We start from the raw sequence: 16,498 nt of genomic DNA on the forward strand, positions 1-16,498 counted from the left end.
GCGAAGAGGCCGGTGAAGGCAGCAAAGATCTACTGCCCAGACCGCGACGGCAACAGCTTCAACGTACTGCGCGTATTCGCCGTCACCTCTTCATCATTCAGATGCGCCTGGAAATACACCCCCTCGATATACGCCTCCGCCTGATCGTCATAGTGCCTGTCGAACAACACCCCGCTCTGACCCACCGGATTGACGGTCAGACTGTGGGTCGGGTCGGCGAAGTCGATCAGGCGTCGGGTCGATGGGCCGTAGGTCACCGGCCAAGGCGCCGGGCCGATTTTCGCCGAGAGGTTGTTCGGCACTTCATGGCTGCCGGGTGCGGCGAAGGGGCCGACGTTGAACAGCCTGTCCAGCGGCTTTTGCTGGCCCAGCGGATGGCCGTGGGTGAGGGTGTGCGCTTGGCCCCACTGCCATTGCGTGAAGTCCGTGCCGAGGGTGGTCTTGAGATGGGCGATGCTCGCTTGCCAGGCTGCCTTGACCGTATCGGCGCGGGTTTCCTTGCCGAGGGTGTTGCGGTTGTCCCACCAGGGGGAGTCCGGGTTGGCCGCCAGCCTCGGCAGTGCGGCATCGATTACCCGAGTCGAGAGTAGGGTTTCGAAAAACTGATCGCCCAACTCATCGTGCATCGCCGAGTCGGCGAGATTGAACAGGAACTGGTTGAACACCGTGCCGTTGACCGAGTCGAGCGGGTAATCACCCTTCCAGATCGCCAACTGCTCCACCAGTTTCAGCTCGGCGGGATCACTCACCACGCTGCGCAACACTGGAATCAGCGGTGCCAGCAACCGCGGCCCGTAGCCGGTGGTGGTGCCCAGTTGCAGGGCCTGGCTGGATTCCAGATTCCATTTGACGTTCTTGTCGCCCAGCTGATGGTTAAGCTGCTGGCCACGGTCGGCCAGGTTGTAGTAACCGGGGATCTCGATGCCCGTCGGCGACACCGGCTGGAAGTTGGCCGAGACGATGTAGCCCCGTGCCGGGTTTTCTTCCTGAGGGTTGGCGCTGAATGGATAGAAACCGTCCTTGTCAGCGTCGTTGGTGCTGCCGTCAAGAATGAACCACGGGCGCACACCCGCCGGGCGCTTGGGCAGTTGCGCCGCGGCCCACCAGCCGATGTCGCCCTTGGCATTGGCCCAGACGACGTTCAGGCCCGGCGCCTGGATTTTTGCGGCGGCGGTTCGGGCCTTGACCAGGGTGTCGGCGCGGTTGAGCTGGTAGAAGCCTTCGAGAATCGGGTTCTGGGTTTCGAGAAACGCCCACCACATGGCGATCGGCGTCTTGCCGACGCTGTTGCCCAGCGCATCGTTGACGATCGGACCGTGAGGCGACTGGCGCAACTTCAGGGTCACCGGCTCCTGGCCCTTGACCGCGATCTGCTGTTCGCTGGTCACCATGTCGACCCATTTGCCGCGATACCAGACCTGATTCGGATTGTCGGGGTTGACCTTCTCGGCGATCAGATCGAGGTCGTCGTTCTGGAACATGGTGATGCTCCAGCCGAAATCACGGTTCATGCCCAGCGAGGCGAACGGCATCAGCGACTGATAGTGCCCATAGAGTTCGAAACCGGGAGACGTGAGGTGCGCCTCGTACCACACCGACGGCGCGGAGAAGCGGATATGCGGGTCGCCCGCCAGCAGCGGCTTGCCGCTTTTGGTGCGGCTGCCGGAAACAGCCCAGGCATTGCTGCCCTCGAACTGCGGCAGGCCATTGTCGGTCAGGGCCTGTTCGCTCAGGCGGGCGAGGGCGTTGAGGTCTTTCCAATCGACATTGGTCAGCGCAGGCGCGGCACTGTTGTCGTGGTTGCTCAGCACGCCCTTGGGTTGCCATTCGAGGTCGAACACGCTCAGGTAGTCGGCGCCCAGTTGATCGCGCACGAAGGTCAGCAGCGGTTCGGTGCGAAAGGCCGCGGCAAAGCTGTAGGCCATGTAGCCGGCGATGCTGATGGTGTCCTGTGCGGTGAACGGGCGTTTGGGAATGCCCAGCACATCGAACTCCATGGGTTTGGCGTGGCTGTCCTGATACTGGTTGATGCCATCCAGATAGGCCTGCATGGCGATGAAGGTGGGGGAGTTCTTGTCCAGATTCGCCAGGTAGGTTTCGGCGCGTTCGCGAATGCGCAGGCTGCGCATCAGCTTGTCGGTGTCCAGCAGTTTCGGGCCGAGCACTTCGGCCAGCTCGCCACGGGCCAGGCGCCGCAGGACTTCCATCTGGAACAGCCGGTCCTGGGCGTGGACGTAACCCAGGGCGCGGTACAGGTCGGGTTCGTTTTCGGCGCGGATGTGCGGCACGCCGCGCTCGTCGTAGCGCACGGTGACCGAGCTTTGCAGGTGTTGCAGTTCCACCATGCCCTGACGTGTCGGTTGCTTGCTGTAGAGGTAGCCGCCGGCTCCTGCGGCGAGCGCGGCGATCAGCAATCCGAGAACGGTCAGGCTACGTTTCATGGTGACTCCTTGTTGTTATGGGTGGCAGCTGTTCCCTGAAGCCACTGTTTAACACGGAGTACGCGAGGGCTGCATCGCCCGTAGGAGGGATTCGTTTTGCGGCATCTTGCTCTAACGAGCGCTATCCACCGGCCAAGGGCAGTAACACCCCACCGCAAGTGTGTGCGTGGCACTCACCGGGCGCCCTTCGTTCAGCGCTTTGAGGATCGGCTCGATAAAGCTGTTGCTCGAATTACAGGTCAGGCCTTCGCTGTACGGGCCGAAGTACGCCAGCTTGCCGCTGCGATCCCAGATCGCCACGGCGGGGCTGGCGGGGACCTGCTCGGAGCCGGGCAGCACGTTGAGGGTTTTCAGGTTGCTCAAGGTGCTGGGCAATGCACCGTGGCTGCCGGGTTTTTGCACTGAATAGAATTCGACGCCTTGCGGTCCGTATTGCTCGACCAGTTCGCTCAGGTGCTGTTGATTGCCGACGTTGCACGGGCAGGCCGGGTCCCAAAAGTGCACCAGACGGATCGCGCCGGGGCCGGCGAGGGTGTCGGGCAGGCGCAGCGGGTCGCCGGAGAACAGCGCCGTGTGCTCGCTGAATGCGCGCAGGTAACGCCCCTGAAACCAGTCATAAGCCGCCCACAGAACACCCGCACACATCAGGGTAAGCAGGCTGATAAACAGGGTGGCGCGCAGCGGCGATCGCATGGGTTCAATCCTCGAAGGTCGGCTAGCTTGCCATGCTTGCCGCGACAGATGAATATCGCAGCTCAATCAAGTCCGTTTTGCGCTCTGGAATCGCCCATGTCTGCCACCTTCGATCCTGACCAACTTCGCGCCAGCCTGCGACCCTTGGCCGAGGGGCAGCCGCTGTCCGCACAGGCGCAGGCCTATCAGCGGTTTTACGGGCTGGATTTTTCCTCGCGCAACGTGAGCAGCCGGCTGGGGCGTTTCCAGGTCGACGGTTATGAACTGGTCAGCCAGGTCTGGTTACCCGAGCGGCCGAAGGCGACGCTCTTCATGCTTCACGGTTTCTACGACCACACCGGTCTCTACCGGCATGTGATCTATTGGGCGCTGGAGCAGGGCTTTGCGGTGATCGCCTGCGATTTGCCGGGGCATGGGTTGTCCAGTGGCGAGCGGGCGAGCATCAGGGATTTCGCTGAGTATCAGGACAGTCTGCAAGGGTTGTTTGCTGAAGCGAAGTCGCTGGATCTGCCGCAACCGTGGCACTTGTGTGGGCAGAGTACCGGTGGGGCGATCGTGATCGATCATGTGCTCAATGCCGGTACGGACAGTCCGGCCCAAGGTCAGGTGATTCTGCTGGCGCCGCTGGTAAGGCCGCGGGACTGGGGTTGGTCGCAGGTCAGTTATTACCTGCTCAAACCTTTCGTCAGAGGCATCGCCCGGCGCTTCAGCGAGAACTCCAACGATCCGGATTTCCTGCCGTTCCTGCAGGCCGACCCGCTGCAAGCGAGACGCCTGCCGACGGCCTGGGTCGGCGCACTGTCAAGGTGGATCAAGCGCATCGAGGCCGCACCGCGCAGCCAGCGGCAGCCGTTGATCGTGCAAGGGCAGGCGGATATGACCGTGGATTGGCGGCACAACCTTGAAGTGTTGAAAGCCAAGTTCGATCGCCCGCAGGTGCTGATGTTGCCGGAGGGGCGGCATCATTTGGCGAATGAGACCCTGGCGATGCGGGGGGAGTACTTCGGATTTTTGAGCAAGAGGATCAAGGGCAGGAATGTGTAGTGACAGTGAGGGCCTCATCGCGAGCAGGCTCGCTCCCACAATGGATCTGTTTGCACCTCATCCCTGTGGGAGCGAGCCTGCTCGCGATGGCGGGCTAACGGGCGCCCAAAATTATGGATTGAGGTTCGAGTTGCTCTGCCCCACCGCCAACCCCGCCCGAATCGCCGCCAACGCCGCCTGATAGTAAGCCTTGCCCTCCGCCGACTCGGCAAAGGTAGCGAACTCTTCCAGCTCTTCATCACTCAGGTCGCGATAGACATACAACAGAGTGTTGTTCAGGTCACTGCCGATCTGGTCCATCAAACGCTGGCGCTGCCCGTTGAGCATGCCCTGCGCCTGACCCCCGCCGAGCAGTCCAGGAATCATCGAGCTCAAACTGTCAGCGGCCACACCGGCAATCGCCAGGCTGACTTCGGCACCGGCTTCACGCGCAGGCAGTGCCTGAGCCAAGTGACCAATGATCAGCAGGCGGCTGTCGCTGGCGGTCATCTTCGGTAGGCCCTTGGCGTTTTTCGCCAGCTGATCGCGTCGGGTCGCCAGCAATTCGGCGGCGACGATCTTCTTGCCCAGTGGCGACTGGAAAAACGTCAAGGCAGGTTTCGGATCGGCAAGGTTCTTGCGCAATTGCGCTTCAGCGCGCTGATCCACGGCCTTGGCATCGAAACGCTGATTGCTGTTGTTGACCAGGGCCTGGAACACCGCTGGCGGCAGGCTGTTTTGATAGCGTTGCTGGGCGGCCGAAAGAGCATCATTGAAATGCGCGCGTTGTTCCGGCCAGCCTGCAACCTTGTACAACTGGTCGTGGCTGTCTGCCCAGGCGGGCAAAACGCAGAACATCAGCAGAGAGAAAAGCAAACGGCGCATAGGGACTCCTGTCAGCAGGCGACTATTCTCCGTGTGGCATACGGACTTGTCGAGAATTCGTATCAACCCGCCGCGTGGCTCTGTCGGATTTTCAGGCGCAGGAATACTATGCGCGCCATGCAAATACCTTCTGATCACCCATTGCTGTTACGAATCGTCGATGACCTGGCTGCACATGGCTGGTCCCGGCAAAATATTTTCCTGCCTGCGGATTTGACCCGCGCGCTGGCGGCCGAGTGCCGTAAACGCAGTGTCGAGGGCGAACTGGCGCCGGCCGGAGTCGGGCGCGGCGCATCCACGGAAATCCGCGAAGGCATTCGCGGCGATCACATTCAGTGGATTGATCCCGGCCAGGCCGAGTCCTGCGACAGCTACCTGAACCTGATGGACAGCCTGCGCGAAGCGATGAATCGCCATCTGTTCCTGGGCCTGGAAGACTTCGAGTGCCATTTCGCGATGTACCCGCCCGGCGCGTTCTACCTCAAGCACGTCGATCGTTTCCGCGATGACGACCGACGCGCGGTGTCGGCGGTGGTCTACCTCAACGACGATTGGCTGCCGGAGCATGGCGGTCAGCTGCGCATGTACCTGGACGAGGACACGCAACACGATGTGCTGCCGACCGGTGGCTGCCTGGTGGTGTTCCTGTCCGGCGATGTCCCCCACGAAGTCCTGCCGGCGACCCGTGAACGCCTGTCGTTGACCGGCTGGTTCCGCCGTCGCGGCAACGAGCCGTTCTGATCATGCAGAAAATCCTGGTAAGCCGCTGTCTGCTGGGGCACCGCGTGCGCTACGACGGCGGTGCCAGCGGGCCGTTCGATCAGTTGCAGGTCTGGCTCGATGAAGGCCGGGTCGTGCCCTTGTGCCCTGAGGTCGCCGGCGGTTTGCCGACACCGAGGGCCGCTGCTGAGATTCCCGGTGGGCAGGGGACGGAGGTACTGGAAGGACGCGCGGCGGTTATCACCACCGAGGGTGAGGATGTCAGTGCGCAGTTTCTGTCCGGGGCCCATCAGGCGCTGGCGCTTGTACAAAAGCACGGCATCCGCATCGCCGTGCTCAAGGCCAACAGCCCTTCCTGTGGCAACCGGCAGACGTATGACGGGACGTTCAGCGGGGTGAAGGTCAGTGGCGAGGGGGTGACGGCGGCGTTGCTCAAGCGCCATGGGGTGCTGGTGTTCAGTGAGCTGGAGCTGGCTGAGGCGGCTGAGGCGCTGGCAAGACTCAACTAATCAACAACACAGAACCTGTGGGAGCGGGCTTGCCCGCGATAGCTGAGTGTCAGGCAACATCTGTGTTGAATGAGAAATCGCTATCGCGGGCAAGCCCGCTCCCACAGGTTTTGCATTAAGTTTGACTCTGCTGTGTCTCAAGGTTTAGCCGCAACCCCCGACTCCGCCCCAAACCACTTCTCCTCCAACGCCTGCAACCGACCATCCGCCTTGATCCGCTGTAACGCATTCTCCAGGCTCGCATGAAACGCCGGGTTGCCCTTCTGGAACGGGATCGCCAGGTTCACCGTCGGCACAGCCTTGGGTTTCTCTTCCGTCAGCGACTGCACCAGCAGGATCGATTGCGGCTGCTCGTCCTTCTTCGCGATCAATTGCGCGCTGGTGCGAATGTAAGGTTCGCTGAAGTCGAAACGATCCGCGAGCGCCGGGGTCTGTGTAATGTGATTGATGGCGATGTCGTACTTGCCGCTCTCGACGCCGGTCAGCAGATCGTTGGCATCGGTGACGACGAAGTCGGCGCGCACATCCAGTTCGTTGGCCAGCAGTTGACCCAATTCGACTTCGAAGCCATCGAGCTTGTCGTCTTTCTTGAAATTGAAAGGTGGGGTATTGGCGTCGAGGGCGATGCGCAATTCACCGCGATCGTTTACGTCATCAATCAGTTCGGCGTGAGCCAAAGGGCTCAAAAGGGGTAGCAGACAGATCAGGCCAGGCAGAAAGCGCATGGTCACTCCTTGAATTCATTATTGCGACGCTCTGGTTCAGGCTCGCTTTGCTATGGTTGTCGAGTGCCTTCGACAACGATTGACCATGAAGTTGTGATGGTCACGCGAATTTTACGGAAAAACTGGAGAAGAGAATGAAATCCTTTATGTCACGTGCTGCTTTGGCTGGCCTGTTGATGGGTGTTTCAGTGTTGGCCAGTGCGGCGACGCCCGCGCCGAAAGGTGCCGAAGTGTCCATCGTATCTCCCAAGGACGGCGGCACGGTTCCGAAGACCTTCATGGTCAAGTTCGCTGTTGAAAACGTTTCGCTGGCGCCTGCCGGCGATCCTACCAAGAACACCGGCCATCACCATCTGCTGATCGACGTCGACCAGTTGCCTGCCGCCGGTCAGCCGATTCCAAGCGATGCCAACCATATTCACTTCGGCAAGGCGCAGACTCAGGCTGAAGTGACGCTGACCCCGGGCGAACACACCCTGCAGCTGGAATTGGGTGATGCGAACCACATGCCGTTCGATCCGCCGATCGTTTCGGAAAAGATCACCGTTAACGTCAAATAAAAAAGGGAGCCCTTCGGGGCTCCCTTTTTTATTGAGCTGCAAGTTTCAAGCTATAAGCCACAAGCAAAGCAAACCTCAGCTTGCCGCTTGTAGCTCGAGGCTTGTAGCTGCTTTAGAAAAGCACGCGACTACGGATAGTGCCGTTGACGTGCTGCAGCTTCTCTTGCGCCAGTTCCGAATATTCGGCGTCCACGTCGATTACAACGTAGCCGACCTTGTCGTTGGTCTGCAGGAACTGACCGGAGATGTTGATGCCGTTTTCGGCGAAGACCTTGTTGATCTCGCTCATCACACCCGGGATGTTCTCGTGGATGTGCAGCAGACGGTGCTTGCCAGGGTGAGCCGGCAGGGCCACTTCCGGGAAGTTCACGGACGATACCGAAGTACCGTTGTCGCTGTACTTGACCAGCTTCTCGGCCACTTCCAGACCGATGTTGGCTTGCGCCTCGGCAGTGGAACCACCGATGTGCGGGGTCAGGATCACGTTGTCCAGGCCACGCAGCGGGCTTTCGAACTCTTCGTCGTTGGAGCGAGGCTCCACCGGGAATACGTCGATGGCCGCGCCGATCAGGTGCTTGTCCTTGATGGCGTCTGCCAGGTGGTCCAGCTCGACCACGGTGCCGCGTGCGGCGTTGATCAGGATGCCGCCCTTCTTGATGGCGCGGATTTCCTTCTCGCCGATCATCCACTGGGTCGCAGCGGTTTCCGGAACGTGCAGGGTCACGATGTCGGACATGCCCAGCAGCTCGTGCAGGTTGCCGACCTGAGTGGCGTTACCCAGCGGCAGCTTGGTCACGGTGTCGTAGAAGTAAACCTGCATGCCCAGGCCTTCGGCCAGGACGGACAGTTGAGTACCGATCGAGCCATAACCGACGATGCCCAGCTTCTTGCCGCGGATTTCGAAGGAGTTGGCCGCGCTTTTGATCCAGCCGCCACGGTGGCAGGAAGCGTTCTTCTCAGGGATGCCGCGCAGCAACAGGATCGCTTCGGCCAGCACCAGCTCGGCAACGGAACGGGTGTTGGAGTACGGGGCGTTGAACACGGCGATACCGCGCTCGCGGGCCGCGTCCAGGTCGACCTGGTTGGTGCCGATGCAGAAACAGCCGACAGCGACGAGTTTCTTCGCGTGATCGAAGATCTCTTCAGTCAGTTGAGTGCGGGAGCGAATGCCGATGAAGTGAGCATCAGCGATCTTTTCCTTCAGCTGGGCTTCCGGCAGGGAACCGGTGAGGTACTCGATGCTGGTGTAGCCCGCCGCCTTGAGGACGTCGACAGCCGATTGATGGACGCCTTCGAGAAGAAGGAACTTGATCTTGCTCTTGTCGAGAGAAGTCTTGCTCATCTGCGTAAACCTGTATCCCGGAGAAAAATGGCAGGGAAGGGAGCAGCCCGGAGCTGACCCGAACGGCAGGAAAGCCGTCGCCGCAGAATCGCCCTTGGGCACTATGCTGCGGGGTCGGTATGCTAGCATACGCCCCCGCCAAACACTCATTCCTGCGACGTGAAGCGTTCTCAGGATGACCATGAATTGTTCGAGAGTTCTGTCGATGACCAGTCATGCCGTGATTGAAGAGCTGAAGACCCTGGTTGAGCCTGGCAAGGTGTTGACCGATGCCGAATCGCTGAACGCCTACGGCAAGGACTGGACCAAGCATTTCCCTCCGGCCCCCACGGCCATCGTGTTTCCCAAAACCACCGAACAGGTCCAGGCCATCGTCCTGTGGGCCAACAGGCACAAGGTCGCGCTGGTGCCTTCCGGCGGGCGTACCGGGCTTTCCGCCGCAGCGGTGGCGGCCAATGGCGAGGTCGTCGTCTCGTTCGACTATATGAACCAGATCCTCGACGTGAACCTCACCGACCGCACCGCCGTCTGTCAGCCGGGCGTGGTCACCGAGCATCTGCAGAACGTCGCCGAAGAAAAGGGTCTGTACTACCCGGTGGACTTCGCTTCCGCCGGTTCCAGCCAGATTGGCGGCAATATCGGCACCAATGCCGGCGGGATCAAGGTCATTCGCTACGGCATGACCCGCAACTGGGTGGCCGGCATGAAAGTGGTCACCGGCAAGGGTGATGTGCTGGAGCTGAACCGCGACCTGATCAAGAACGCCACCGGCTACGACATGCGTCAGCTGTTCATCGGCTCCGAAGGCACACTCGGTTTTGTCGTCGAAGCCACCATGCGTCTGGATCGGGCCCCGAAAAACCTCACTGCGATGGTCCTCGGCACCGCCGATTTCGACTCGATCATGCCGGTGCTGCACGCGTTTCAGGGCAAGCTTGACCTGACCGCATTCGAATTCTTCTCCGACAAGGCTCTGGCCAAGATCATGGGCCGTGGCGACGTCCCTGCACCGTTTGAAACCGGTTGCCCGTTCTACGTGCTGCTGGAATTCGAGGCGACCACCGAAGAAGTGGCCAACCTGGCCCTGGAAACCTTCGAGCACTGCGTGGAGCAGGGCTGGGTGCTGGACGGCGTGATGAGCCAGAGCGAAACCCAGCTGCAGAATCTGTGGAAGCTGCGCGAGTACATCTCCGAAACCATTTCCCACTGGACGCCGTACAAGAACGACATTTCGGTCACCGTGTCGAAAGTCCCGGCGTTTCTCAAGGAAATCGATGCGATCGTCGGCAAGCATTACCCGGATTTCGAAGTCGTCTGGTACGGCCACATCGGCGACGGCAACCTGCATCTGAACATCCTCAAGCCGGATGACCTGAGCAAGGACGAGTTTTTCGCCAAGTGCGCGACCGTGAACAAGTGGGTGTTCGAGATCGTCGAGAAGTACAACGGCTCGATCTCCGCCGAGCACGGCGTAGGCATGACCAAGCGGGATTACCTGACTTACAGCCGTTCGCCGGCCGAGATCGAGTACATGAAAGCGGTCAAGGCGGTGTTCGACCCGAACGGGATCATGAACCCGGGCAAGATTTTCGCTGTTTGAGTTTTGAATTTAAGCGCTACGAACCAGGAGTCGTTCCATGAGCTATCAGCACCAGTATGTCGACGGTACGCGTATTCACTTCCCGCTGGGCAAAGTGGTGTGCATCGGCCGTAACTACGCCGAACACGCCAAGGAACTGGACAATCCGGTGCCTACCGAACCACTGCTGTTCATCAAGCCGGGCAGTTGTGTGGTGCCGCTGGAAGGCGGTTTCAGCATTCCGACCGAGCGCGGTTCGGTGCATTACGAAGCGGAAATCGCTGTGTTGATCGGCAAGCCGTTGTCGACCAAACCGAGCCGTGAAGAAGTGCTCGACGCCATTTCCGGCTTCGCCCCGGCTCTTGACCTGACCCTGCGCGACAAGCAGGCCGAGTTGAAGTCCAAGGGCCTGCCTTGGGAAATCGCCAAGTCCTTCGACGGCGCGGCGGTGATCGCCCCGTTCGTGTCCGGCAGCACCTTCGCCGACCTGACCGACATCGGCATTCGCCTGACCATCAACGGCGAAGTTCGCCAGGACGGCAACAGCAGCGCCATGCTCAACCCGATCGTGCCGATGATCCAGCACATGGCCGGCTGTTTCTCGCTGCAGGCTGGCGACGTGATCCTGACCGGCACGCCGGTTGGCGTCGGCCCGCTGAATGTCGGTGATGAGCTGGTTCTCGAACTGCCAGGCGCCAGCAGCTTTACCAGCAGCGTTCGCTAGTCCGGATACCCCTGTAGGAGCGAAGCTTGCTCGCGAAGGCGTAGTGTCAGTCGACAACAATGTCGTCTGATACACCGCATTCGCGAGCAAGCTTCGCTCCTACCGTTGTTTTGGTTCTTGTTAGTCCCGTTCAGGGCAATCCCGCCATTTCCCGTTTTTTTCACATTCTCTCTGGATAATGCTTGGCTTTTTGGCGTCTGAGCCAAGCTAATTTGTGCTATTACCCGTAGCCTCGATTCCTGGATGAATACCCCATGTCCACCCAACCCCTGCCTTCGCTCAAACCCGCTCGCCGCTCGCGCTTCGCCCTGCGCTGGTACACCTGGCTGTTGCTGGTAGTCGTGGTTGCCTTTGGCCTGGCGTTCGCCATGCATTGGGATGACCGTGGCGTGCTGTGGGTGAAGGAACGCTTCGAAAGCGCCGCCGAGAAGCAGGAAAGCATCTGGCTGCCGGATTACCGCGCGGTGATCGACGCCAAGCCGCTGGCGGGCATGGAGAAGGACGAGGCTTCGGACGTGGCCTACGACCCGCAGACCAAGACCCTGTTTTCGGTGATGGGCAAAAACCCGTTCCTGGCCGAGCTGACCTTGCAGGGCGATGTATTGCGCAAAATGCCGCTGGTGGGCTGGAGCAATCCTGAGGCTGTCACCGTGCTGGGCAATGGTCTGCTGGCGATCGTCGACGAGCGCGACCACATGGTGACCATCGTCAAGGTCGATGCCGATACCCGCGAACTGAACATCGCCGATTTCCCCAAATACGATCTTGGCCCTTCGAAAGACCAGAACAAGGCGTTCGAGGCTGTCACCTGGGATGCGCGCAATCAGCAATTGTTGCTGGGCGAGGAGCGTCCACCGGCGCTGTTCACCTGGAAGAGCGACGGCCAGAAACTGATCGGCGACAAGCAGAAACTGGCCAGCGATGAACTGGATATACGCAATCTGTCGGCCCTGGCCATCGACCCGCGCACCGGCCACACCCTGGTGTTGTCCGCCGACTCTCATCTGCTGCTGGAGCTGGATGAAAAGGGTGAGCAGGTCAGTTTCATGACCCTGCTGCGCGGCTTCAACGGCCTGAAAAACACCATTCCCCGCGCCGAAGGCGTGACCATGGACGAGGCGGGCACGCTGTACATCGTCAGCGAGCCGAACCTGTTCTACCGCTTCGAAAAACAGAAGTGATTCCCTATGGGGGCTGATGGCCATTAAGCTTTAATTCAGACAGGCGTGATATTTCATCCGCCTGTTTTGATTCCGAGCCTGCGTCCATGCGCCGATTTGCCCGCCCCAAACCGCTGATTCTCCTGGTATTGATGATTGCGCTGATCCTGTTGATCGCGATCGGTCGGTACCTGCGCCTGTTCGAGCGGGCCTGGTTCAACCTGCACACGCTTTGGAGGCCGATGAATGAGCAGTCCATCGGCCTGGATCAGTATCGGGCGGTCCTGGAAGGGCAGGTCATCGAAGGTCTGGACGATGATGTCTCGGCATTGACCTTCGATCCGGTGCGCAAAAGCCTGTTCACCGTCACCAATCAAAACTCGGAGCTGATCGAACTCTCCCTCGACGGCAAGATCCTGCGGCGTATCGCATTGGTCGGCTTCGGCGATCCGGAAGCGGTTGAGTTCATCAGCGCCGACACCTATGTGATCACCGACGAGTATCAGCAGCGCCTGATCAAGGTCCGTGTCGAGAATGACACCACGTTCATCGATGCGGCGGATGCCGAGCAGATGACCTTGGGCGTGCACATGAGCAGCAACAAGGGCTTCGAGGGTCTGGCCTACGATTCGGTGGGCAAGCGCCTGTTCGTGGCCAAGGAGCGCGACCCGATGCTGATCTATGAAGTGCACGGGTTTCCGCACTTCAATCCGGAAAAATCCTACGCGGTGCACGTCATCAACAACCCCAAGCGCGATGCCGGGATGTTCGTGCGCGACCTGTCGAGCCTGCAATACGACGAACGCAGCGGGCACTTGATGGCGCTGTCCGACGAGTCGCGGCTGATTCTGGAGCTGGATGTGGACGGGCGACCGCTGAGCACCATGGCCTTGCGCAAGGGCAGCCAGGGGCTGCAAAAGACCGTGCCCCAGGCGGAGGGGATCGCCATGGACGACGAAGGGACGATGTACCTGGTGAGCGAGCCGAATCTGTTTTACGTTTTCAAGAAACCCGCACAGCCCTGACAGGTCCTGCATGAAACAACTGTGGGAGCGAGCCTGCTCGCGATGAGGTCATAACATTCAGCATCTCTGCTGGCTGTTACACCGCTATCGCGAGCAGGCTCGCTCCCACAGGTTTTGTGTTCTTGGTGACGGATTATTTGGCTTCCAGGGTCTTCACACCCTCACTCGTCCCCAACAACAGCAAATCCGCCGGCCGCGCCGCGAACAAACCATTGGTGACCACGCCCACGATCGCATTGATCTGCGCTTCCAGCTCAACCGGGTTAGTGATCTGCATGTTGAACACATCGAGGATGATGTTGCCGTTATCGGTCACCACGCCTTCGCGGTAAACCGGGTCGCCGCCCAGTTTCACCAGCTGGCGGGCCACGTGGCTGCGGGCCATCGGGATCACTTCAACCGGCAGCGGGAAGGCGCCGAGCACCGGCACCAGCTTGCTGGCGTCGGCGATGCAGATGAAGGTCTTGGCCACGGCCGCGACAATCTTCTCGCGGGTCAGGGCTGCGCCGCCGCCCTTGATCAGATTCAGGTGCTCGTCGCTCTCATCGGCGCCGTCGACGTAAAACTCAAGGTCGCTGACGGTGTTCAGTTCGTACACCGGAATGCCGTGACCCTTGAGGCGCGCGGCAGTGGCTTCGGAGCTGGCCACCGCGCCATCGAACGCGCCCTTGTGCTTGGCCAGGGCGTCGATGAAGCAGTTGGCGGTGGAGCCGGTGCCGACCCCGACGATGCTCTTGTCGTCGAGTTTCGGGAGGATGAAGTCGACGGCGGCCTGAGCCACTGCCTGTTTGAGTTGATCCTGGGTCATGCGGGCTCCGAGGTGCCGAAGAGGGGGAACGAAAGGCCGGCATTATAGGCTTCGGGGCGGGGAAGGTCATTGCCCGATTGGCGGGCCGGCGCCAATCCCTGTAGGAGCCAGCTTGCTCGCGATGGTCGTCAACGATGACGCGGGCTGTCTGAATGCCCGCGGTGCCTGGGCGTCCATCGCGAGCAAGCTGGCTCCTACAGGGTGGTCGCCCGGCCAAATTGCAGGTTAGACTCCGTGGTCCTGCCCAACCCGCTCAGTGATGCTTTCCGATGCTTGAACAGTACGTCAAAAAGATCCTCACCTCGCGCGTTTATGACGTTGCCGTAGAAACCCCATTGCAGACTGCCCGTCAGCTCTCCGAGCGGCTGGGCAATGAGATTTGGCTCAAGCGTGAAGACTTGCAGCCGGTGTTCTCGTTCAAGATTCGCGGCGCGTACAACAAGCTCACGCAGCTGAGCGACGAAGAGCGCGCCCGTGGCGTGGTCACCGCTTCGGCGGGCAACCATGCCCAGGGCCTGGCCCTGGCGGCCAAGGTGCTGGGTGTGAAGGCGACCATCGTCATGCCCAAGACCACCCCCGAGATCAAAGTCGAAGGCGTGCGCTCGCGCGGCGGCAAAGTGGTGCTGCACGGCGACTCGTTTCCCGAAGCCCTAACCTACTCGCTGAAACTGGTCGACGAAAAAGGCTACGTCTACATTCACCCCTATGACGATCCCCACACCATTGCCGGGCAGGGCACGGTGGCCATGGAGATTCTGCGTCAGCACCCGGGGCGTCTGGATGCGATTTTCGTCCCGGTGGGCGGCGGCGGCCTGATCGCCGGCATCGCGGCGTACGTCAAATACCTGCGCCCGGACATCAAGATCATCGGCGTCGAGCCGGACGACTCCAATTGCCTGCAGGCCGCCATGGCCGCGGGCGAGCGCGTGGTGCTGCCGACCGTAGGCATCTTCGCCGACGGCGTGGCGGTGGCGCAGATCGGCCAGCACACTTTCGACATCTGCAAGGATCACGTCGATGAAGTGATTACCGTCAGCACCGACGAGATCTGCGCAGCCATCAAGGATATCTACGACGATACCCGCTCGATCACCGAACCTGCCGGCGCACTTGGCGTGGCTGGGATCAAGAAGTATGTCGAGCAGCGCGGCATCAACGGGCACACCTTCGTCGCTATCGACTCCGGCGCCAACGTCAATTTCGACCGTCTGCGCCATGTGGCCGAGCGTGCCGAACTGGGTGAGGGCCGCGAAGCCATCATCGCCGTGACCATTCCCGAGAAGCCGGGCAGCTTCAAAGCGTTCTGTGAGGCCATCGGCAAGCGCCAGATCACCGAATTCAACTATCGCTACAACACCGGCAGCGAAGCGCACATTTTCGTTGGTGTGCAGACCCACCCGGACACCGACCCGCGCAGCGCGCTTATCGCCAGCCTCGGCGAGCAGGGTTTCCCGGTGGTCGACCTGACCGACAACGAGCTGGCCAAGCTGCACATCCGGCACATGGTCGGCGGTCGCGCGGCGCACGTGGTGGACGAAGTGATCCTGCGCTTCGAATTCCCTGAGCGTCCGGGGGCCTTGTTCAACTTCCTTAATAAGCTGGGCGGACGCTGGAACATCTCGATGTTCCATTACCGCAACCATGGCGCAGCGGATGGCCGTGTGGTCGCGGGCCTGCAAGTGCCCCATGACGAGCGTCATCTGGTGCCGGAGGCGCTGGAAGAGATCGGCTACCCGTACTGGGACGAAAGCGATAATCCGGCCTATCAGCTGTTTCTTGGCTGAACGGCTACGCTTGGGGGCAAGGCCTAAGGAAATCGAACCATGGAAACGTTAACTGCCCTGAAAGCGGCGCACACGGCGGCCACGGTCATTCTGCTGCTGTGCGCGCTGGGCCTGGGATTCTGGGTCTGGCGTACAAAACGCAGCGGTGATGCCACGGCGCCAAGTCGTACCCTGCAACGTCCGCGGGTGTTCATCTGGCTGCTGATGGGGCTGGCGCTGCTGAGCATGCCCTTCACCGGCTGGTGGATGGTGCACCTGGTGGGCTGGCCGCTGGGGCAGACCTGGCTGCTGGCATCCAGCGTGCTCTACACCGTGGCGGCGCTGGCGTGGTTCTGGTTGCTGGTACGGCTGAACAAGGCGCGCAAGACGCCGGGTGGGGTGGGGCGGTTCAGCTTTGCCCTGGCGCTGTTCAGTTTTGTCTGCTTTATCGCCATTGCCGGGTTGATGGGCGCCAAGCCGGTTTAAAGTCTGAAACCGTATCGAATTCTTCGCGGGCAAGCCTCGCTCCTACAGGGAGATC

General features: G+C 60.7%; 16 protein-coding genes. 10 read left to right on the plus strand and 6 right to left on the minus strand.

Annotation, left to right across the window (positions count from 1 at the left end):
• Positions 1 to 29: 29 nt before the first annotated feature.
• Together K9857_RS24685 and K9857_RS24690 are read right to left on the minus strand one after the other, a co-directional pair.
• Positions 30 to 2,441, minus strand: a complete 2,412-nt coding sequence (locus K9857_RS24685; protein WP_224540236.1) for a penicillin acylase family protein — start codon at positions 2,439 to 2,441, stop codon at positions 30 to 32.
• 111 nt (positions 2,442 to 2,552) lie between these two features.
• Positions 2,553 to 3,134, minus strand: a complete 582-nt coding sequence (locus K9857_RS24690; RefSeq protein ID WP_224540238.1) for a DUF6436 domain-containing protein — start codon at positions 3,132 to 3,134, stop codon at positions 2,553 to 2,555.
• A 96-nt stretch (positions 3,135 to 3,230) separates the two neighbouring features.
• Between K9857_RS24690 and K9857_RS24695 the strand changes: the two genes are divergently transcribed.
• A complete protein-coding gene (locus K9857_RS24695; protein WP_224540240.1) occupies positions 3,231 to 4,178 on the plus strand; it encodes an alpha/beta hydrolase in 948 nt (315 codons plus the stop codon).
• Between the two features lie 111 nt (positions 4,179 to 4,289).
• Here K9857_RS24695 and K9857_RS24700 read toward each other — a convergent pair whose 3' ends face one another.
• On the minus strand, positions 4,290 to 5,042 hold the full coding sequence (locus tag K9857_RS24700) for a DUF2059 domain-containing protein (protein ID WP_224540243.1): 753 nt from the start codon (positions 5,040 to 5,042) through the stop codon (positions 4,290 to 4,292).
• 108 nt (positions 5,043 to 5,150) lie between these two features.
• Between K9857_RS24700 and K9857_RS24705 the strand changes: the two genes are divergently transcribed.
• Complete coding sequence (locus K9857_RS24705) at positions 5,151 to 5,783, plus strand: 2OG-Fe(II) oxygenase (protein ID WP_224540245.1); 633 nt, start codon at positions 5,151 to 5,153, stop codon at positions 5,781 to 5,783.
• 2 nt (positions 5,784 to 5,785) lie between these two features.
• Complete coding sequence (locus K9857_RS24710) at positions 5,786 to 6,271, plus strand: DUF523 domain-containing protein (RefSeq protein ID WP_224540247.1); 486 nt, start codon at positions 5,786 to 5,788, stop codon at positions 6,269 to 6,271.
• Positions 6,272 to 6,408: 137 nt separating this feature from the next.
• On the opposite strand, the gene K9857_RS24715 is transcribed toward K9857_RS24710, so the two are convergent.
• Complete coding sequence (locus tag K9857_RS24715) at positions 6,409 to 6,996, minus strand: transporter substrate-binding domain-containing protein (protein WP_224540248.1); 588 nt, start codon at positions 6,994 to 6,996, stop codon at positions 6,409 to 6,411.
• A gap of 134 nt (positions 6,997 to 7,130) precedes the next feature.
• Here K9857_RS24715 and K9857_RS24720 point away from each other — a divergent pair, with 134 nt between their 5' ends.
• Positions 7,131 to 7,556, plus strand: coding sequence for a DUF4399 domain-containing protein (locus tag K9857_RS24720; protein WP_224540251.1), 426 nt, complete (start codon positions 7,131 to 7,133; stop codon positions 7,554 to 7,556).
• A gap of 112 nt (positions 7,557 to 7,668) precedes the next feature.
• Here K9857_RS24720 and serA read toward each other — a convergent pair whose 3' ends face one another.
• Complete coding sequence (gene serA / locus K9857_RS24725; RefSeq protein ID WP_224540253.1) at positions 7,669 to 8,898, minus strand: phosphoglycerate dehydrogenase; 1,230 nt, start codon at positions 8,896 to 8,898, stop codon at positions 7,669 to 7,671.
• 205 nt (positions 8,899 to 9,103) lie between these two features.
• On the opposite strand from serA, the gene K9857_RS24730 reads away from it, so the two are divergent.
• From K9857_RS24730 to K9857_RS24745, 4 genes are all read left to right on the plus strand, one after another.
• The gene (locus K9857_RS24730; RefSeq protein WP_224540255.1) at positions 9,104 to 10,498 is read left to right on the plus strand and encodes an FAD-binding oxidoreductase; all 1,395 of its coding nucleotides are present in this window, start codon (positions 9,104 to 9,106) and stop codon (positions 10,496 to 10,498) included.
• A 37-nt stretch (positions 10,499 to 10,535) separates the two neighbouring features.
• On the plus strand, positions 10,536 to 11,201 hold the full coding sequence (locus tag K9857_RS24735; protein WP_149416311.1) for a fumarylacetoacetate hydrolase family protein: 666 nt from the start codon (positions 10,536 to 10,538) through the stop codon (positions 11,199 to 11,201).
• A gap of 254 nt (positions 11,202 to 11,455) precedes the next feature.
• Entirely contained in the window at positions 11,456 to 12,382 is a 927-nt protein-coding gene (locus K9857_RS24740; protein WP_224540257.1) for an SdiA-regulated domain-containing protein, read from the plus strand.
• Positions 12,383 to 12,468: 86 nt separating this feature from the next.
• Positions 12,469 to 13,386 (plus strand): SdiA-regulated domain-containing protein, encoded by a 918-nt coding sequence (locus K9857_RS24745; protein WP_224540259.1) that lies wholly within the window; start codon positions 12,469 to 12,471, stop codon positions 13,384 to 13,386.
• Between the two features lie 133 nt (positions 13,387 to 13,519).
• On the opposite strand, the gene rpiA is transcribed toward K9857_RS24745, so the two are convergent.
• Positions 13,520 to 14,194 (minus strand): ribose-5-phosphate isomerase RpiA, encoded by a 675-nt coding sequence (gene rpiA / locus K9857_RS24750; RefSeq protein WP_224540261.1) that lies wholly within the window; start codon positions 14,192 to 14,194, stop codon positions 13,520 to 13,522.
• Positions 14,195 to 14,463: 269 nt separating this feature from the next.
• Between rpiA and ilvA the strand changes: the two genes are divergently transcribed.
• Together ilvA and K9857_RS24760 are read left to right on the plus strand one after the other, a co-directional pair.
• Positions 14,464 to 15,978 (plus strand): threonine ammonia-lyase, biosynthetic, encoded by a 1,515-nt coding sequence (ilvA, locus tag K9857_RS24755; RefSeq protein WP_224540263.1) that lies wholly within the window; start codon positions 14,464 to 14,466, stop codon positions 15,976 to 15,978.
• Positions 15,979 to 16,017: 39 nt separating this feature from the next.
• A complete protein-coding gene (locus K9857_RS24760) occupies positions 16,018 to 16,443 on the plus strand; it encodes a DUF2269 domain-containing protein (protein ID WP_224540265.1) in 426 nt (141 codons plus the stop codon).
• Positions 16,444 to 16,498 lie beyond the last annotated feature (55 nt).

The sequence above is a fragment of the Pseudomonas sp. REP124 genome, assembly GCF_020164475.1.
Classification (GTDB): Bacteria; Pseudomonadota; Gammaproteobacteria; order Pseudomonadales; family Pseudomonadaceae; genus Aquipseudomonas.